The sequence below is a fragment of the Dendronalium phyllosphericum CENA369 genome, assembly GCF_016056275.1.
GTDB lineage: Bacteria > Cyanobacteriota > Cyanobacteriia > Cyanobacteriales > Nostocaceae > Dendronalium > Dendronalium phyllosphericum.
In genome coordinates, this window is the sequence record NZ_JAECZA010000031.1 from 22,534 (window position 1) to 41,645 (window position 19,112).

General features: G+C 40.2%; 16 protein-coding genes. 12 read left to right on the forward strand and 4 right to left on the reverse strand.

Going from position 1 to position 19,112, the window contains the following annotated elements:
- Window positions 1–404 precede the first annotated feature (404 nt).
- Complete coding sequence (gene dnaA, locus I8752_RS10265) at window positions 405–1,793, reverse strand: chromosomal replication initiator protein DnaA (RefSeq protein WP_214432224.1); 1,389 nt, start codon at window positions 1,791–1,793, stop codon at window positions 405–407.
- A gap of 170 nt (window positions 1,794–1,963) precedes the next feature.
- Between dnaA and I8752_RS10270 the strand changes: the two genes are divergently transcribed.
- The 8 genes from I8752_RS10270 to I8752_RS10305 all read left to right on the forward strand — a co-directional run bounded on the left by I8752_RS10270 (window position 1,964) and on the right by I8752_RS10305 (window position 9,886).
- Window positions 1,964–3,238 (forward strand): HhoA/HhoB/HtrA family serine endopeptidase, encoded by a 1,275-nt coding sequence (locus tag I8752_RS10270; protein ID WP_214432208.1) that lies wholly within the window; start codon window positions 1,964–1,966, stop codon window positions 3,236–3,238.
- Between the two features lie 55 nt (window positions 3,239–3,293).
- Window positions 3,294–3,827 (forward strand): peptide deformylase, encoded by a 534-nt coding sequence (gene def, locus I8752_RS10275; protein WP_214432209.1) that lies wholly within the window; start codon window positions 3,294–3,296, stop codon window positions 3,825–3,827.
- A 93-nt stretch (window positions 3,828–3,920) separates the two neighbouring features.
- Window positions 3,921–5,075: an HMA2 domain-containing protein gene (locus tag I8752_RS10280; protein WP_214432210.1), complete on the forward strand. Its 1,155-nt coding sequence runs from the start codon at window positions 3,921–3,923 to the stop codon at window positions 5,073–5,075.
- Window positions 5,076–5,110: 35 nt separating this feature from the next.
- Entirely contained in the window at window positions 5,111–5,815 is a 705-nt protein-coding gene (locus I8752_RS10285; RefSeq protein WP_214432211.1) for a hypothetical protein, read from the forward strand.
- A 131-nt stretch (window positions 5,816–5,946) separates the two neighbouring features.
- Window positions 5,947–8,265: a heavy metal translocating P-type ATPase gene (locus I8752_RS10290; protein WP_214432212.1), complete on the forward strand. Its 2,319-nt coding sequence runs from the start codon at window positions 5,947–5,949 to the stop codon at window positions 8,263–8,265.
- A 72-nt stretch (window positions 8,266–8,337) separates the two neighbouring features.
- Window positions 8,338–8,640 carry a DUF5132 domain-containing protein gene (locus I8752_RS10295; RefSeq protein WP_214432213.1) on the forward strand — a complete coding sequence of 101 codons (303 nt, stop codon included), beginning with the start codon at window positions 8,338–8,340 and terminating at the stop codon, window positions 8,638–8,640.
- Between the two features lie 210 nt (window positions 8,641–8,850).
- On the forward strand, window positions 8,851–9,429 hold the full coding sequence (locus tag I8752_RS10300; RefSeq protein WP_214432214.1) for an HMA2 domain-containing protein: 579 nt from the start codon (window positions 8,851–8,853) through the stop codon (window positions 9,427–9,429).
- Between the two features lie 301 nt (window positions 9,430–9,730).
- Window positions 9,731–9,886, forward strand: a complete 156-nt coding sequence (locus I8752_RS10305; RefSeq protein WP_214432225.1) for a CopG family transcriptional regulator — start codon at window positions 9,731–9,733, stop codon at window positions 9,884–9,886.
- Window positions 9,887–10,081: 195 nt separating this feature from the next.
- Here the strand turns inward: I8752_RS10305 and I8752_RS10310 are convergent, their stop codons facing one another.
- Window positions 10,082–10,291, reverse strand: a complete 210-nt coding sequence (locus I8752_RS10310; protein WP_404827084.1) for a hypothetical protein — start codon at window positions 10,289–10,291, stop codon at window positions 10,082–10,084.
- Window positions 10,292–11,470: 1,179 nt separating this feature from the next.
- Between I8752_RS10310 and I8752_RS10315 the strand changes: the two genes are divergently transcribed.
- Both I8752_RS10315 and I8752_RS10320 read left to right on the forward strand, forming a co-directional pair.
- Complete coding sequence (locus tag I8752_RS10315) at window positions 11,471–12,292, forward strand: hypothetical protein (protein ID WP_214432215.1); 822 nt, start codon at window positions 11,471–11,473, stop codon at window positions 12,290–12,292.
- A gap of 92 nt (window positions 12,293–12,384) precedes the next feature.
- Window positions 12,385–12,582 carry a hypothetical protein gene (locus I8752_RS10320; RefSeq protein ID WP_214432216.1) on the forward strand — a complete coding sequence of 66 codons (198 nt, stop codon included), beginning with the start codon at window positions 12,385–12,387 and terminating at the stop codon, window positions 12,580–12,582.
- 215 nt (window positions 12,583–12,797) lie between these two features.
- Here the strand turns inward: I8752_RS10320 and I8752_RS10325 are convergent, their stop codons facing one another.
- The gene (locus I8752_RS10325; RefSeq protein ID WP_214432217.1) at window positions 12,798–16,331 is read right to left on the reverse strand and encodes a WD40 domain-containing protein; all 3,534 of its coding nucleotides are present in this window, start codon (window positions 16,329–16,331) and stop codon (window positions 12,798–12,800) included.
- A 1,359-nt stretch (window positions 16,332–17,690) separates the two neighbouring features.
- Here I8752_RS10325 and I8752_RS37995 point away from each other — a divergent pair.
- Window positions 17,691–17,819, forward strand: coding sequence for a hypothetical protein (locus I8752_RS37995; RefSeq protein ID WP_263985297.1), 129 nt, complete (start codon window positions 17,691–17,693; stop codon window positions 17,817–17,819).
- 226 nt (window positions 17,820–18,045) lie between these two features.
- Here I8752_RS37995 and psaK read toward each other — a convergent pair whose 3' ends face one another.
- Window positions 18,046–18,300 carry a photosystem I reaction center subunit PsaK gene (gene psaK, locus I8752_RS10330; protein WP_214432218.1) on the reverse strand — a complete coding sequence of 85 codons (255 nt, stop codon included), beginning with the start codon at window positions 18,298–18,300 and terminating at the stop codon, window positions 18,046–18,048.
- 121 nt (window positions 18,301–18,421) lie between these two features.
- Here psaK and I8752_RS10335 point away from each other — a divergent pair, with 121 nt between their 5' ends.
- Entirely contained in the window at window positions 18,422–19,054 is a 633-nt protein-coding gene (locus I8752_RS10335) for a phosphoribosylanthranilate isomerase (protein ID WP_214432219.1), read from the forward strand.
- Window positions 19,055–19,112 lie beyond the last annotated feature (58 nt).

Sequence of the window (19,112 nt, forward strand, 5' to 3'; positions counted from 1 at the left end):
TTTTTGAGCAAAGAAATGAAATCTAATCAGTGTTAGGTTTTAATATTTTAGTTTGATTCCGAAAGAAATTTTGATATCTACATTATCTGACAGCATACTTAAAAGTGATGAACAAGATAAGGTAGAAATAACAACTGACAACTGACAACTGACTAATTGTGGAAATTGTGGAAAACCCAATCTAAGTCTGTTGAAAGCATAGTTTAGCAAGTTATTATCTGTGGAAAACTTGTGGAAAAACCCCCTATTTTTTCCACAGGGTAATTATACTTAAGAGGGTTTTCCCCAAAAAATCGTGATTTTTCCACAGAGAAATTTAAATTTAATCAGTTTTTATACTTTACTTAATATTGTTATTTAGCTGTTCACTAACCTTGTGATTGCTGGTTATAGTAAACCAAAAATTATTTTCCCGATGACTTTTGGGAACGGCTAGTCATGTTGATGCGATCGCTCAGTTGACGTAAGGTTTGTGCTAAATTGCGATCGCTTTCCCTCAGTTGGTTAATTTTCTCATAACTGTAGATCACCGTTGTATGATCTTTGCCCCCAAACTCTTCACCAATTCTCGGCAAACTCAGACCGGTATGTTGGCGCATTAAATACATACCTATTTGACGCGCCCAGCTAATTTCTCGTCGCCGCGAGTTACTTTTGAGGTCTTCAATTGAAACATCAAAAGCATCAGCAACAACGGTTAAAATTGCTTCTGATGTAGCTTCTACTTTTTCGCTTGGTGTTTCTAAAACTGGTGCAATATTTTCCACCGTCATCGGTAAACCCCAAATAGAAATATAGGCTACTGCCCGAATTAAAGCTCCTTCTAATTCACGAATATTAGAAGTAAAGTGAGAAGCAATATATTCAATTACATCTCTAGGTAGACGAATATTTTCGTATTCAGCTTTTTTTTGGAGAATTGCCATCCTCGTTTCTAAATCTGGAGTTTGAATATCAGCAATCAAACCCATAGAAAACCGAGAACACAAACGTTCTTGCAAACTAGGAATTTGATTCGGAGGACGGTCGGAAGCAATCACAACTTGCTTGCCAGCTTCATGTAAAGTATTAAAAGTATGAAAAAATTCTTCTTGGGTATATTCCTTACCTTCAATAAATTGAATATCATCTACTAGCAACACATCAGCAGCGCGGTAATGCTCCCGAAAACTTTGCATACTATCATTGCGAATTGCTGTAATTAAATCGTTAGTAAACTGCTCTGTAGAAACATAAAATATTTTAGAATTGGGATAAATTTCCCAGCGATAATGACCAATAGCCTGCATGAGGTGAGTTTTTCCCAAGCCTACACCACCGCATAAAAACAAAGGATTAAACTCTTTGCCTGGAGATTCAGCCACAGCTAAAGATGCTGCATGAGCCATCCGATTATTAGCTCCAACTACAAAACGAGAAAAGACATATTTAGAGTTTAATTCGCTAGTTGCTTGTCCTTTTTTAGGAACACTTTCAGGAACAATAGTTTGGTTTGGAGATTCCCAAGAAACGTCTGGCTCATCCAAATGAGCGACTTCATCGCCGCGATCGACGGTAATATAAATTTCTACAGGATGACCTAGGATATCTGCTACTACATGAGCAATGGTGTTAATGTAATATTTTTGTAACCAATTACGAGCAAAAGGATTAGGAGTAATTATTACCAAGCAGTTGTTTTCCAATTGCTTTGCACTGGCAGTTTTAATCCAAGTTTCAAAGGTGGGGCGAGATAATTCTATTTGTAAGCGCTCTAGCACCTGACTCCAAAGACTGTCAATGGGTATTGCCATCATTTACCACCTTTGCTGCTAATCGTCACAATAGAAGATGTAAGCAAGCACCAATTTAGCATTCAATCAGCCCTAGACCTGAGACAAACTTTTGAGTTGTAATCATTCTGGGACAAACCCGGTAGGCAATATCCTACCACCCACTGACCAGCACGGAGAAGCAAAGACACATGAAGACAACAGAGCATAACTTGGAAGTCCAAGATATTGATACACAGGGTTTACTCCCAAGGAGGGGATCGACCGGTATTATCTTGATGCTATTTAGTGGGATAGCAGCGGTGTTCCTAGAGAGTTGCTCTCTTCTATCTGCCAAAACCTTTGAAACTCGAACCAATGAATCTCAGTCTCAGGTTTTAGACCAACAGGCAAATAACACTAATAATCCGGCAATTGTTCCTCCAGCAATTTTTTCATCGTCGGGAGATCCTAACTTTGTAGTCAAAGTGGTGCAACAAGTGGGAAGTGCGGTAGTTCGGATTGATTCTTCTAAAACAGTCACTTCTCAGATTCCCGACGAATTTAACGATCCATTTTTGCGACGATTTTTTAGGGACGTACCATCGCAGCCTAGACAGAGAGTTGAGCGGGGTAGCGGTTCTGGATTTATCATTAATTCCTCAGGCCAAATTGTGACTAATTCCCATGTGGTAGATGGTGCGGATAGTGTAACCGTCACCTTGAAGGATGGCAGGACTTTTGATGGCAAAGTACTAGGCGAAGATCCGCTAACGGATGTAGCTTTAATTAAAATTAATGCTAATAATCTGCCAACCTTGTCCATGGGTAACTCCGAGGGTTTACAACCAGGAGAAGCAGTAATCGCAATTGGCAATCCTTTAGGTTTAAACAACACTGTCACCTCTGGGATTATTAGTGCTACAGGTCGCTCTGGTAGTGACATCGGTGCTAGCGACAAGCGGGTTGACTATCTGCAAACAGATGCTGCAATTAACCCTGGTAATTCTGGCGGGCCGTTGCTGAATGCTCGCGGGCAAGTAATTGGCATGAACACAGCCATTATCCGAGGCGCTCAAGGTTTGGGATTCGCCATTCCCATTAACACTGTGCAAAGAATTGCTCAAGAATTAATTGCTAAAGGTAGAGTCGAGCATCCTTATTTAGGTATTCAGATGGTGACATTGACACCAGAAATTAAACAAAGAATACAAGAGAGAGCAGGCGATCGCATCAATCTCAAAACAGATAATGGCGTTTTGTTAATTAGTGTCGTCCCTCGCTCTCCAGCGGCTGTGGCAGGACTACGAACTGGTGATGTAATTCAACGCATTAATAATCAATCTGTAACTAAAATTGAAGAAGTACAAAAGCTTGTAGAAAGTAGCAAAATTGGCAGTCCTTTACAAATACAAGTAGAACGCAATGGGCAAACAACAGCAGTAGCTGTCAGTCCTGCACCTTTACCAGTGCGCCAAGAAAGCTGAAGAGACGCGATTAACCCTTGTCTGTACAATGGTCAATATTTAAGGAGTTTTACCGATGGCTGAATTAACGCCAATCATTCAATTGGGCAACCCTGTACTGCGTCAAAAAGCTGCCTGGGTTGACAATGTTAGCGATGAAAGTGTTCAACAACTAATTGATGATTTAATCGCTACAGTTGCCAAGGCTAATGGCGTGGGAATTGCTGCACCTCAAATAGCAGAACAAAAACGTTTATTTATTGTGGCTTCTCGTCCTAATCCTAGGTATCCCAACGCGCCGGAAATGGAACCTACTGCGATGATTAACCCTAAGATAGTTGCTCGTTCAACTGAGGTTGTAAAGGGTTGGGAAGGTTGTTTGAGCGTTCCCGGTATTAGGGGATTAGTTCCCAGATATCAAGCAATTGAAGTTGAATACACTGACCGCTATGGCAAGTTACAAAAACAAGAATTTACTGATTTTGTCGCGCGGATATTTCAGCATGAATACGACCATCTTGATGGTATCGTCTTTGTAGACCGCCTGGAAAATAGTCTCGATATGATTACCGAGCAAGAATACCAAAACCGAGTAGTTAACAAGACTTAATCCAATATAATTCTCAAGGATGAGATTCAACACCAAACCTTAAGTTATATTTAACCTATTGTTAACCTTGTTTGTGGTGCAACTATCGGTTAAATGACACAAATTATCAGTAGTCGCGTATTAAGTCCGCAGCCAAAAATGTCTCCTGACTTAATTCCTGCTCAACGTCAAAGCGATGAAGTCACAGATAAAAAAAATACCACCGAGGCAGTTACATCAAAATTGCAACTGCCTGCTGGTGGAATGCAAATAGTCCATACAACCAATGGGCGCATACGCATTCGTGCTACTGATGCTAGTTCAAATATAAAACTAGAAACTATAGCCCAAAGTTTGCGGCAATACCAAGGAGTGAAAGCTGCTAATCAGCAAACAGGCAGTTTGGTAGTTACCTTTGATGAAAATTTGGTGACATTGCCGCAGATATTGAAGGTACTTCAACAATTTGATATTCAACAGGCCGATTCGCCAGATTCACTCAGCAATATAGATCCTTTTGCGCCGTGGAAATCTCTTAATTTTTGGAAAGAGCAGTCTATTTCCTTGATCCCCTTGATGACAGGGTTGGCGGTGACAGGAGGACTGGGAATCAGCGGTTTGGCAGCGATTCCAGTCTATATGATTACCTCAAATGTAACTCGTCGGGCGATCGACTATCTAGAGCCACAATTTTCGACATCAGAAGGCAGTAAGAATTCCGATTCTGTTACGGTAACAAAATCGTCCCAGCCTTCCTTATCAACAAACGATCGCCAAGTAGAACCCCCATCACAAAACGATCGAGATCGGGACACAGCAGTTGCTTACAAAGTTGTACATACAATACCTGGAAGGATTAGGTTTCATATACCTCAGATCGCTCAAGATCGTGCCTATGCAAAGCGACTTGAGAGGTTGCTCAAAACAGATCCCCAAGTTATCAATGTGCGTTTGAATAGCGATGCAGCATCAATTGCAATCGCCTATCAGCCTAATAGTGTGACTTTAACTCATTGGGTGAGTCTGATGGAATCAGCTTTAGAGACGAACCCACCCACACATCCGATTCAGACAATAAATGAGCAAGTATCTTTAGAACCAGTAAATCAACCTGATGAATCTATAACTCTAGAACCAATAAGTCAGCCTGATGAAAATATAGACGCAACAGCTGAGAATCCAACCTTTGATTTATCGAGCTTATGGGCTGAGATGAAATCTCCAGGGCTGTCTTTTTCCTTAGCCTATTTGGCGAACTTTTCGTTATAGACGGTTCCCCAAGTTGGGAACACTGGAGGACAAAGATGGATAGTTCCACATCTTCATCAACATTGCAACCAGAACAAACTTCGACAATTGCGACACAAAAAAATCACATCTGGAAGCAGATTGTCAAGTTAGTTATCAAGTTCGTTTTTAGAATTGCTCGTGCATTTCCGGGATTTACCTTGGCTGAAATCAGCGAAGATCCCCAATCCCAGCAACATCTTCTAAAATTGTTTCAACAAGAACACTGGGCGTTCGCTCCCCAAGTGAGTCCTGAAGCAGGGACTATTATCATTACCTGTAAACCAGAGGTAATGTCAGAAGAGATGCGAGCTTTGCTAAAGCAGTTGGCTACTGTATTGAATTCACAAAACAAAGCAGAAGAAAATATTGAAAAGCCAACTACAACTTCAGATTCAGAACCTCAGTCTGTAGCTCATCCTCAAACAACCAAGCAACCTGTAAAAGTTGACTACAGCATTGCTCATGCAATTCCAGGACGAGTGCGGTTTCACATACCTCAAATTGCTTGCGATCCCAAATACGTCCAACGTCTAGAGACTTTACTCAAAGCAGATCCAACAGTGAAGATTGAGCGAGTTAATAAAGATGCAGCATCAATTGTTATTGCTTATGAAACTGGAATGCTTCGGGATGCTAAAAAGCGAGTACAAAAACGCTTTACACCAGTAGTATCCCATCTAGTCAGTCTAATTCAGTCCGCTGCGATCGCCGCAGGATGAGCAGGGAGAAGAGAGCAGAGGAGCAGAGGAGCAGGGGGGCAGAGGAGAAAACTATACTCAGAACTCAGCACTCAGCACTCAGCACTAAATAAATAACCAACAAACTTATAAATCTGTATGAGAGTGAAGGAATGGCAAAAGTTACAGTTCCACTAGCATCGCCTCCACTAGTTAAAATGTCGCCAATGACTGTAGGAGAAAAGAATAGAGAAGTTCGTCTAGCGGCAAAATTTGACAAAACTTTGCAGGAACAAAATAACAAAGTTGCTTCGGCAAAGAAAAATGGACGCTCTTCCCAAGTAACTAAATCCTGTAGTGTTGTCCATGCTATTCCAGGAAGGGTGCGGTTGCGCGTGCCTCGGTTACGCCACGATAAAGACTATGCTCAACGTTTGCAAGCTTTATTGAAAGCCGATCCCCTGATTACGAGCGTTCGGATTAAGCCTGCGGCAGCGTCGCTAGTTGTGACTTATAAATCTAATGCGGTTGCTGATGCCAAAATGCGATCGCGTTTGAGCTGTTTGATTTTGGCTGCTGATGATGTAGGAATAGTGCCAATTGCTCCTAAGCAGTCATTAGCTGTTCCCACAACCGATACAGAGAATTCCTGGCCTGGTTTGCAACTTTCTGCCGTGGCTACTGGTTTAGCTGTGTTAGGAGGGCCTTTTGGATTGCCTATTCCACCACTTATGGTGGCGGGAACCATTGCTCTAGCGACATGGCCAGTTTTTCAAAGAGCAATACAAGGAATTACAACGCAGCGAAAACTGAATATAGACTTTTTGGATTTTATGGCGATCGCAATTACCACAGTCCAAGGTCAATTTCTCACTCCATCGCTGATGTTGAGTTTAATTGAAATTGGTGAAAATATCCGCGATCGCACTGCTCGTTCTTCGCAATTGCAAACTCTGGATCTACTCAATTCTCTAGGACAATTTGTCTGGGTTGAGCGCGATGGCGAAAAGCAACAAATTCCGATTCAAAATGTACAGCGCGGCGATACAGTTATCGTTTATCCCGGCGAACAAGTTCCCGTAGATGGCTCTATTTTGCGGGGTAAAGCCCTGCTAGACGAGCAGAAACTTACTGGTGAGTCTATGCCAATTTTGAAAAAGCAAGGACAGCCTGTTTTTGCCTCAACTTTGGTACGGGAAGGACGAATTTATATTTTGACAGAGTGGGTAGGTAATGACACTCGTGCCGGACAGAGTATTAAGTTAATGCAAGAAGCTCCCGTCCACGATACCCGCATGGAAAACCATGCCACCAAAATAGCTGAAAGAGCCGTTGTGCCAACTTTGTTACTCGGAGGAATAGTATTTGCCGCAACTCGTAACCCAGCTAGAGTAGCTAGCGTTCTGACTCTCGATTTATGCACGGGCATTCGGGTGTCTATTCCGACAACGGTTTTAGCAACCCTGACTTATGCAGCACGGCACGGCATTCTGATCCGCAGCGGTCGGGCGTTAGAACAACTAGCAGAAGTTGACACAATTGTATTTGATAAAACAGGTACTCTGACCAAAGGGGAAGTAACTGTAATTGGCGTTGAAAGTCTCAATCCTTCCGTATCCAGCTTGCGAGTTCTCGCCTTAGCAGCGGCGGCCGAACAGCGTCTGACACATCCAGTAGCCGAGGCCATAATCCGCCACGCCCAAGCAGAGCAAGTGGTAATTCCCAACCGTAGTAAGTGGAACTATCAACTAGGTTTAGGCGTGCAAGCAGAAATTGAAGGCGAGACTGTTTATGTAGGTAGCGATCGCTTTTTGCGTCAGCAAGGCATCGATATGAAACTGCTCAACGGTCATAACCAACGGGCGACCTCTGCGATTTATGTAGCTAGCAACGGTCAACTTCAAGGTAAAATTAGATATAGTGATATTCTGCGTCCAGAAAGTCGGGAAGTCATTACCCAGCTATTGACGGTCGAAGGTGTAGAAGTTCATATGCTCACCGGAGATAACAAGCGCACAGCTCGCACTGTGGCTGCTGAGTTGGGTATTCCGCCGACGCATACTCACGCAGAAGCTTTTCCAGAACAAAAAGCAGCAGTTGTCCGAGAACTGCACGAACAAGGCAAGACAGTTGCATTTGTTGGGGATGGGATCAATGATTCGCCAGCTTTAGCCTATGCTGATGTCTCTGTATCCTTTGCCAATGGTTCTGAAATTGCCCGCGAAACAGCAGACTTAGTGTTAATGCAGAATGATTTGCACGGCTTATTAGAGGCAATTGCGATCGCACGCCAAGCAAAGCAATTAATTCAGCAAAACACTGGTATTGTTGTTGTTCCTAATTTAGGAGCATTAATCGTAGCCGTTTTATTCGGTCTGAATCCTTTGGGAGCCACGGTAGTGAACAATGGCTCAACCATCGTTGCCGGAGTCAATGGTTTGCGCCCAATTCTCAAGCATTCACCCCAGAAAACTCTACCATCAGCAAGATGAAATCGTCATCTTGGGTAGATTACGGTAAAAGGCTTTCACACAAATTTCTAATTTACTGGAGGTAAATTAACTATGGCACCTAAAATAAGTGATTTTGTTGAAGATGCTGGCGCTCCTGGAATTATAGCCAGTATTGGAGCAGTACTCCTAGCCCCTGTGATTATTCCCGTTGTCGCGGGAATCGGTAAACCGATAGCGAAATCGATAATCAAAGGTGGAATTGTCGCCTACGAAAAAAGTAGAGGAGCCTTTGCAGAGCTGGGTGAAACCTGGGAAGACATTGTAGCCGAAGCCAAAGCCGAACTTGCAGAGTCTAAAGAAACTCCAGCATTTGAAGCTGCTAACAGTCCTGCTGATAACGCAACGGAAGGTTGAAGAAGAATTCACCAAGTCAGAATTCAGGAGTCAGAATCAATCAGTTAGGGATTGGAACCCGCGACTGATTGAAGACCACCATACTTGATTGAATAAGAGATTACGAGCAAGCGGATCGATCCGTAAAAATAAATTAGAGTACAGCATCTTTTCTTAAACCCCCGGATTTATCTGTGGGGTCTACTTCATTTTTTAGAGGAGGGCAATTGTGTGATGACAAATAGTCATGGTAATGTCACCAAAATGCCTAAAGTTATGGAGCAGGCAACTTTAAATAAACCATCCCAGGCAATATTGACAAAAATTGTCAGCGATACTCCAGGAAGGCTGCGGTTGAGAGTTGCTCGATGCCATCGTCAACCCGAACAAATGCAACGCATTGCTCGTGCGCTAGAAGCACAACCCAATATCAGTCAAGTACGAACTAATATCAGTCACGGTAGTATTGTCATCAACCATGATGGCAAAGATCGCAGTTTGGAAAATGTAGTTGGCACATTAGTGGATTTAGGAATTATTTTCGCTGATGTTACCGAAGATAAATCTGATGCTGCGGTGGATGTCTCAGGTGCGGTTGTAGACTTAAACAAACGAGTCGAACAGGCGACCAATGGAGCAGTTGATTTGCGCTTCCTTTTTCCCTTAGGACTCAGTTTCCTGGCGATTCGGCAACTGGTGGCTAAAGGTTTGCAATTTGAAACTATTCCCTGGTATGTGTTGGCATGGTATGCATTTGATAGTTTTATTAAGCTACATGGCGTAAACCAATCAAACTCCACTAAGGAGTGATATAATATCATTCCCGATAAAATAGAAAAATATTCAACCTCGGTGAAACCATATTAGAGGCAGCTAAACAAGAAGCACAATTATTGTGGACTACGATCGCTTTGCTTCAAAATACAAGCATCCTCGATTTTAGGACTTGCTATGGAAGCAAACGAAAAAGCTAGCCATCTTACATGTCAGAACAATTTATATATATGCAGGAGGAACTAGTAGTGGCAACATAGCTGTATGAGCTTTATCGCCAAACTGAATCGGAAAGATTTGGTTCTTTTGAGAAATTTGTACATATAACTAAATTTACATCATGAGTAAAAAATGGGCAGTTAAGCGAATCACTTTAAATTTGGCAACAAAAGAAGCTGAGAAGCTGGAACAATATTGCGAACAGACTGGTAGACCAGCTACAGATGTAATTCGAGAACTCATCCGAGCGTTGTCAGTAAATTCATCTCAGTAGTATTTAGAAATTGTATTATTTTTGTTACTAGTCAACAGCGATCGTTCCCTATTAATCTTTAACTAGGTTTTTGGTCATTAGTTTAACCTATGTCTGTTATGCAGTGACCCAACTTCCATGACTTCTATTTACAAAATGCATTGGTGCTAAAAATCTTCCAGTGGCTAATATTCTGGATTTTGTGAGAATTTAATTCTAAATTAAGGTAATTCCTTGAATTAGTTCTCTAATCACGTCCTTTGCAACTTTCCCTGTCTGATTACAATAATTATCAAGTCTCTTGGCTTCATCTGAAGCTAGCTCTACAGTAATTTGTTCGCCAGTTTTATCTAATTCGAGTTCTATAGTAATTCGTTTGACTGTCTCTTTTTTACTTTGAGATGGAGAATTGGGGTATGTATACACTGCGACCTCGTTCGTGCTTCATAATTTTCTATCAAGATTAATAATGTTCCTTATCCTGAATCGTCTTTACCAGTGAAAATCTAGATTTTAAGATTGAATTTAAGTTTTTTAAGTTACCTGTATAAAAATAACCCTTGTATAGTATCGATCGACATAAAATCTAGTTAGAAACATAAAAAAAGTAAATCTATATTTTTTCTTTTACAGCTAAAAATTGCTGGAAAAATACTATACCTAAGTGTAATTTTTTTGCCAGCTGTTTATTATACGTAAATGTATTGCCCGATAAACGGTTTTTTTAGCTATAAAAGTCAAAAATCATCCGATTTGAGCTGAAGAGTTAATAAATTAAAGTATTAAAAATTACAATTTTTTTGAGACTATTTCTCAATCTCAAAAATTTACTTGACATTTTTCTTTAAGTTCAAGCCTAACTTACCGATTTTCTTTTGCTTTAGTTCTAAAAACAATGAGTGTCGGTTGGCGTAAATAAACCAGTTATTTAAAATGTCTAAAACTCTTATGGAATGATAGTTACGAATTCCCCATTCGTCATTGTGTTGCCATTCGCATAGTATCTTTCTAAAAAAAAGGATAGCTGTTACTAGCAGTCTATTGCATTGATTGTCATGGATGAATATGGATCAGAAAAAAATAATACCTTGTCTGTATTTTTCATCAAAATTAGTTAGATCAACTATTAATACAATGTTACTGAAATAATTACCCACTTGAAATAAGTCTAAAAAGCTGACTATACAAGCAATATTTATCTTTTCTGCAAAATACCTACTTTGTACTAAAGTTATTTAAATAACTATATTACTATTAGTGTGAACTGTGTTATTGAATATTTTATACACCATTTAACCAGATCGCGAACAGTTTAAAATTCATAGAAATTTTAGTAGTAAACTAGCTCGATCAATTGTTATTTACTTTGTTACCAGTAGTAAATATCATGTTAGAATTCTTGCGATGTAGAAATTTTGTTAAATAATTGACTTGCATATGCGATCGCCTAACTCCAACGCTGAGTAGAAAGTTACAAAGTCTTATACATTACAACATAGGGGAATTTGCCCAAAATTTATTTCATAGCAAGCCTATCTACACCTAATTTTGAAAAGCAGAAGTTGCTTTCAATGTGATGTAAAGTACGTGAGTACAAAACAAACTATGAGTACTGATTTTTCAGTAGTTGATAATGCTAACAGCGCTTGGATGCACGAATCTAATACTGTGGAAAACAACGATTCTTTTTCTCAAAAAGTGATTGATGGCACAAGCTTAATTAAAGTCCAGATGTTTTTAGATCGGGCAATAGTATATGCCTACTACGCAGTTAAATCAGAGCGCCAACCACCAAATCGAACCTATACGCGTTGGGTATGGCGGCTTGCAGGTGCGTATCATTCAAGCCGTCATACTTCACGACTGATGGAAAAAGCAGCCCAGAACTTCGCAGCTTTGGGTCGCCAAGATTTGGCAAAATGGGCTACACAGAAAGCTAAAGAGGAAGCAGGTCATGACCAACTTGCTTTGCTTGATATTCAGTCCATGGGATATGATGCTGAGGCTGTAGTGCAGGTATTCAATCCATCTCCGATTAGAGATTATGTCAATTACTTTACCCAAATAGTAGAAGCAACAAATCCAATTGATTGTATTGGCCTTTGTTATGCAAGCGAGCGTTTAGGGACATTTATAGGTGAAGAATACATCCAAAGTGTGGAAGCTTTGTTACCAAAAGGTATCCATGCAACACGTTGGTTGCGCGTACATAGCAGTGTTGGCTCGGAAGTCAAGCATGTAGACGATATTGTTGAGCTTGTTGCACACCTGACTCCACAAGAGCGTAACCGTGTAGCAAGAGCCTGTTATGAAACTGCACTTTTGCGCTTTATGCCACCCAAAGAAGACTACATATTAGATGAGGAAATACAAGGCATATTGAAACCTCTAGAGCTATCTAGATATCTGCAAGTGCAATCTGTATGATTGCAAATACATCAAATAAATGGCCAAAGCCGATTTATTTCAGTTCTCACATAACTGTTTTCTACTAAAACAACTTTCAGGAGAATAAAGCAATGATTACAGTAAGTAAATCTATTGGGCATAATTCTTTCAACCAAGAGCTGATCAATAAAAACATCGAAACTAGTTTTGATGTTTTGGATACCAGTTCAGAGATGTTAAATGATGCCAATATCGATGATTTGGAAACGATTATAACCTCTGAACTCATACAAGGTTTACCAAGCGATACCGAAATAGTTTATTTTTAAATGAAAGCTGTTTATTTTTGTAGTTGCTTAAGCTTGAGACATTCGCTACTTCTCATCGTCTAGCTCTTATTAAACAGAATAAAAAGCAAATTTAATGGCTATATATTTTTCTACTTTATCACTGCTAATCTTGATTATCTAAATTTTAAAGTAGAAAAATATGTCGTTCATTGACCTGATATTTCAGACAAGGTTTGACTAGTTTCAGAAAACTTCTAAATCGGCTGTTTTTCGCTAACAGCCGCCCCCAAAACTTTTAACGTAGCAATAGTTGCTGTAGTTAAACCTGTAACTCCAATGATGTTCATACACTCATAGGGTTGCTCTGCTTTCAAAGTTTTTAAGCACTCACCTGTTGCTATATGCCACAATCGAATGGTTTCATCATCACCACTACTAGCAAGAATCTGATTATCAGGACTAAAGATAACTGACCAAAGCCTGCCTGTATGTCCCTGTAAAACTTTAAGGCATTGACCCGTATTGACATCCCACAACTTGACTGTATTATCTTGGCCGTTGCTTGCTAGGGTCAAGCTATCTGGACTAAAGGTGACAGATTGTAATCCACCTGTATTATCTTGTAAAGTCACTGTGGATTTACTAGTACTAATACTCCATAGCTTTAAAGTTCCATCCGGACTAGTACTTGCCAGCAATTCACCATCTGGGCTAAAAGCAATAGATAAAACCCAGGTAGTATGTCCTTCTAGGGTTCTTTTGCATTCACCAGTGGTAATATCCCATAATTTGATAGTCTGATCTAAAGAGCCACTTGCTAGCATCATTTCTTTGGGACTAAAAGCAATTGACCAAACTGCCGCACGATGTCCCTGTAATAGCTTCCAGCATTGCCCTGTATTGATATCCCACAATCTTACAGTTTGATCGTCACTGCTACTTGCTAGTATCTGCCCATTTGGACTAAAGGCAACCGACCAAACTGCCGCACGATGTCCCTGTAATAGCTTCCAGCATTGCCCTGTATTGACATTCCACAATCTCACTGAAGAGTCATGACTGCCACTTGCGAGTGTCTGCCCATTTGGACTGAAGGCAACCGACCTAACCCCAGCAGAATGACCCTGGAACGTTTTTAAGCATTGACCTGTATTGATATCCCACAATCTTACCGAAGAGTCATGACTGCCACTTGCGAGTGTCTGCCCATTTGGACTAAAGGCTATTGAGAGTACTTGATTAGTATACCCTTGGAACGTTTTAAGGCATTGACTTGTGCGAACATCCCATAGTCTCACTGTTTGGTCGTAACTGCCACTTACTAAGAAATCGTCCTGTGGACTAAAGGCAACCGAAAATACCCAACTGGAATGTCCATGAAATGTTTTGAGGCATTCATATGTATTAACACTCCATAGCCTGACTGTTTGGTCAAAACTGCCACTAGCTAACAAATCGCCCCGTGGGCTAAAAGCAACTGAATAAATTTCATTAGAATGCCCTTGAAAAGTTGTGAGGCATTCACCTGTGTTAATATCCCATAACTTTAACGTCTGGTCATCACTACCACTTGCCACCATCTTACCGTCAGGACTGACGACAATTGACCTTATACCATCACAGTGCCCTTGAAAAGTTTTGAAGCATTCACCAGTATTGATATCCCATAACTTAATAGTTTGGTCGTCACTACCACTCACTAGTACTTGCTCATTTTTACTGAAAGCGACGGAGAGTACCCAACTTGTATGTCCTAGGAAAGTTTTCAGACATTGGCCAGAACGGACACTCCATAACTTCATTGTCTGGTCATCACTACCACTTACTACTGTCTGACCATCTGGACTAAAAGCAACTGACCAAACTTCATGCTCATGTCCAGTTAAAGTTTGGAGGCATTCACCAGTACTTGTGTTCCATAGCTTTACAGTATGATCGGTACTACCACTAACAAGAGTACTGCCATCATAATTAAAGGCAAGCGATAAAACCCAATTAGTATGTCCTTTACAAGTTAAAAGCTGTTTCCAATCGGAAATTTGGTACAAACGAATCTCACCATTGGTATCACCTATAGCCAAAAGTTTGCCATCAGGGCTAAAGGCTACAGATAAAATACCACCGAAAGTTTCAGCAAAAACAGACTTAGCTAAATTGGCATTTTGGAAATTTACATTGTGTAATTTGACATTCTGTAAGTCTGCTTGCCAAACAGTTAAAGAAGAAAAATCATAGCCCTTTAAATCTATCTTGAGTTGAGAAAGCAAATTAATAATATTCCCTGTCGTATACCCTGGTTCTAAAGGAGATTCTTGTCGCAACCTTACTAAAATTTTAATTAATTGATTTTCAATAGCTCTTTGACTTTTTAAGACAATTAGCAACCCATGTATCACAGGTTGGAGAATGAGGCGAATTTGAGCTTCCTTTATGTAATCTTTAGCAGTCGCCTTCATCAGAGCATGGCATTGAAAAAGCTCAATATTATCAGTTACAATTTCTTCACAAACATCTTCTATCAAAACCTGAGTTACATACTCCATAACTACAGGTTGTAATGTGAAAGTTGCTGCACTTTTCTCAACTAGCGATCGCCTCACCGAAGATTCGAGAGACTCCAGTAGTTTTTGAGTTGGTCTTGGTAATACAATGTCTTGTCGCAACTCTGATAACGTAACAGGTTCCCGATTAATCGCCAACCAATAAATTATTTCTTTTTCTAAATCTGACAACCGCTCAAACTGCCGATCTAAAACATCGCGGATATCTCCAAATACAGATGTATTTTCTTGCAAAAACTCAGTTACATTGCCATCAAAAATATCTTGAATTGTTGTAGCAACTATTTTCAAAGCTAATGGATTACCTGCATAACGTTCAATTATTACTTTCCATTCATCTTCTGCGGCAGTTAGTCCTTTAACTTTCAATATTTCTTGTGCTTCTAAAACCTTTAAACCTCTTAGTTGTAAAGAGCGAACAGGTAGTTGTTTCCCTTCTAGTAATGCTATGTCTTTAGGCTTTTCCCGACTAGTTAAGATTAAGCAACTAGTGTGAGATGTTTCTCCTAATCGTCTAAAAAGCTCGCTGTAACCTTCATATCCTTCTCGATATTGTCCGGCTCTACTACCACTGCGGAGAATTGATTCTACATTATCAAGTATTACTAAACAGCGAGAATTTTGTAAGTAATATATTAGTTTAGATATTCCTTCACCTAAGTTTTCTGATAATTTACTTTCTGGTGTACTATCATCAGATAAAACTTGTATTAGGTTAGAAAGAATAGCTGTAACAGGTGGTGCTTCTCGTAGCGATCGCCAAATTATGTATTCAAAATCTTCCTGTATATGTTGAGAAATCTTTACAGACAGAGATGTTTTACCAATGCCACCCATTCCTAAGAGTGCTATTAATTGACAACGCTCATCAAGAACCCATTGTTCTAAAGCGATAAGTTCATCTGTACGTCCATAAAAAATAGACGGATAGGTAGCATCTCCCCAGTCTAACTGAGTGTTAGAACTTAAATAGTCACTAAGATCGATTTTTGCTTTAAAAACTAAAAACAGCTTTTCTAGAGTTTTTTTGTCAACTCCTCCTTCACGGTTGAGTACTTTAGAGATTGTACTGGAATATAATCCAGTCATCGTACTCATTTCTTCAAGTGTATAACTATTTCCAAAATTTTCCTTTGCTTCTGATTGCCGCTTTGCCTCTTGAAGTTTTTGTAACCCTTTAGTAGTCAATACTACACCACGCTTGCGTCTCCAATTTCTTAAAGTCATGTATTAAAAATGCAGTAATAATAAATTAACTTTGAATTTTGCGGTTTGTGTCAATATACAAATACTTAGGTATTAGTAATTAACATTGTATGTTTTTAATCTAGTTTTGTTTACTATAGCCAAAGCGATCGCCTTCATCCGCGCTCGTTTTTGATACTCATACTTTCAGGCTGCTCCATTTTTTACACCCCTTTGATTAACTAGAAAAAATTAAGCAAAAAGATAAAACTAAAAATTAGTAAAAATTTATTAGTCATAAATATCCAAAAAACCTGATTTCTTGGAAAATTATTGAAGCTAAACTTTTTATGCTTGTTAATTCTCCATCTGTAACTGATAATGTTCACTTTTTTATTTTCCAAAAGTCAATATGTCAAACTACTTATAGCAAAGTGCTGAGTACTGAGTCACCGAAGTTGCAAAGGAGGGAAACCCTCCGACGCTCAAGGACTCGCTAACGCTGCGCTATCGCAACTTCTCGCTGAGTATAAACCCAGTTACTAAAAGACTTTGAGCAATCAATACTGTCCTAACCTATGTGACTACGGCTATATCAAGAAAATTCCATAGAGTTCTTCAGTATTATTTATTTTCATAACCTTGATTCAGTTATTTAGACCTCCTAAATACAGCAAACTACTCATTGTATAAAATTATATTATAGGTATAAGATTGGGCTGGTCGTTATAGAGCTAAATACTCAAAACAATTGCTGCAATCATCAAACTTATACTGACAAGAGTTTACCAGTTTCAACTTTTTTGCTCAAACAATGTTTAGTCAAATTTATGTCAATCTTGTGACATTTATATGTCAATTAAGTGTGTCACAACGTGAGAAAAAGTGGAACTTCGTTTGTATAGTGCCCTGATGGGTGACGTTCGCCACAACGGGGAGGGAAACTCGCCTACGCAGAGTTCCCACGCCACTTGCCCCAACGTTTAAGCAGCCATGTGGGTTTCCCAACTTGAGCGGACTGCCGTGGGAACCCCCGCAAGGCATCTGATTTTCACGTTATGTAGAAAAATCAACCCAGAACCTAACCTCCTAGAGTGCGTCTACAAACCACGCAACTTTTAAAGCAGTGGCTTCTCTACCAAGAGTGCTGATTCACGGCAATGGTTTTCTGTGGCAGGTGCGAAAATTATATGTGCAATATATTCGTAATTAGCGCCTACCTTAATTGCAGATACCAGACATATTTTAGCGGCTTCATATCATGTCCGTTTAAAGATTTATTATTTAGACTGACGCGGTGAGACAGCGCTGCAGGAGGGTTTCCCTCCGCAGGCGACTGCGAACCCGAAGGGGGACGCGGGGACACAGGGACGCGGAGATATTTTAATCACAAGTGATTAGGTGGACATGATATCACTCCTGCACTCAAATAAACTGGCACAACCAGCCTTTGAAGGCATTAAAGTCAGAAATAGCAAGCGATCGCCAGCACTCTTTGCTCGTGTTGGTAACGGTAGCTTGGATTGTTAAGAAAATTGATGAGAGTGGTTCTTTCTCCTGCATGAACAAACTGATTTAGCCAGTTATCAGCTAGGTCAATACTCAGTTAGTGAAGTCTTCCCCTCAGTTAGGCTGATTATGCAACAGCTAACGGTACTAATTCTGAGAGTTTCATGACTGGAGAAAGAACCCGAATTGTTCGTCAGAGTTGTGGATTCATACAGACGTAAAATTTTACGCCTTTAGCATCTCCAATCTACAGACGACCAATATTAGTCAGACCTAGAACAATACCAACGCCGATAATATGACCAAAAGCCATCGCGGCGATGAATGTTGGAACGCTGACTGGCAAGACAGGTAATTTAGGGCCAACTAGGGGCTTCTCAATTTTGGTAGAAAGCAAAAGAACTACTAAGCTGCTAATGCTAATAATGATAGCCACTGTGGGATTCCACGCGGGAGTTGGGGGAACAGTGGATTGGACTGCTAGTAAGATTGATGAAATCAAGCTTGTATCTCCTAGGCAAAATTAATGTAACCCTTCAAAATTATAGAGTTAGTCAGGAAACAACTGAAAACTGCGAGCAAAAATTCGACCTTTTTTTTAGTTCTCAATATCTTAAATTTTTATGCGAGTTAAAATTTGCGGAATCACTCAGCCACAGCAATCTGTAGCGATCGCAACTCTTGGTGCAACAGCACTAGGATTTATTTGCGTGCCTACTTCACCCCGCTACGTTACTACAGCCCAAATTCGAGCAGCAGTAGCACAATTACCAGAAAATATTGACAGAATTGGTGTATTTGCTAATACCGACATTTCCAAAATCAACCAGACAGCGATCGATTCTGGGTTGACTGGTGTCCAGTTGCACGGAGACGAATTGCCTGAATTCTGCGACCAATTACGCCAAGCTTTACCCCAGGTAGAAATTATCAAAGCCTTGAGAATTCGTAGTCTTGAGCATCTTGAAAAAGCGGCTCATTACGCTCAATACGTAGATACTTTATTACTCGATGCTTATCATCCCCAGCAATTAGGCGGTACTGGTCAAACTTTAGATTGGCAAATGCTACAGCAATTTAGTCCCAGTTGCTCTTGGTTTTTAGCTGGAGGACTAACACCAGATAATATACTCACAGCTTTAAGTCAGGTAAAACCCGATGGTATTGATTTATCTAGCGGTGTAGAAATTAAACCCGGAGATAAGGATTTAGACAAAGTAGCACTGTTATTTGAGAAGTTAGGGAGTAGGGAGTAGGGGGAGCAGGGGAGCAGAGGAGCAGGGGAGCTCCTCTGCTCCCCTGCTCCCCCTACTC

What these genes read in the sequence shown, in the direction of transcription:
- I8752_RS10335 (WP_214432219.1), top strand. Translation starts at nt 18,422, where the DNA reads ATGCGAGTTAAAATTTGCGGAATCACTCAGCCACAGCAATCTGTAGCG.
- I8752_RS10320 (WP_214432216.1), top strand. Translation starts at nt 12,385, where the DNA reads ATGATTACAGTAAGTAAATCTATTGGGCATAATTCTTTCAACCAAGAG.
- I8752_RS10270 (WP_214432208.1), top strand. Translation starts at nt 1,964, where the DNA reads ATGAAGACAACAGAGCATAACTTGGAAGTCCAAGATATTGATACACAG.
- I8752_RS10325 (WP_214432217.1), bottom strand. Translation starts at nt 16,331, where the DNA reads ATGACTTTAAGAAATTGGAGACGCAAGCGTGGTGTAGTATTGACTACT.
- dnaA (WP_214432224.1), bottom strand. Translation starts at nt 1,793, where the DNA reads ATGGCAATACCCATTGACAGTCTTTGGAGTCAGGTGCTAGAGCGCTTA.
- I8752_RS10280 (WP_214432210.1), top strand. Translation starts at nt 3,921, where the DNA reads ATGACACAAATTATCAGTAGTCGCGTATTAAGTCCGCAGCCAAAAATG.
- I8752_RS10315 (WP_214432215.1), top strand. Translation starts at nt 11,471, where the DNA reads ATGAGTACTGATTTTTCAGTAGTTGATAATGCTAACAGCGCTTGGATG.
- def (WP_214432209.1), top strand. Translation starts at nt 3,294, where the DNA reads ATGGCTGAATTAACGCCAATCATTCAATTGGGCAACCCTGTACTGCGT.
- I8752_RS10290 (WP_214432212.1), top strand. Translation starts at nt 5,947, where the DNA reads ATGGCAAAAGTTACAGTTCCACTAGCATCGCCTCCACTAGTTAAAATG.
- I8752_RS10295 (WP_214432213.1), top strand. Translation starts at nt 8,338, where the DNA reads ATGGCACCTAAAATAAGTGATTTTGTTGAAGATGCTGGCGCTCCTGGA.
- I8752_RS10285 (WP_214432211.1), top strand. Translation starts at nt 5,111, where the DNA reads ATGGATAGTTCCACATCTTCATCAACATTGCAACCAGAACAAACTTCG.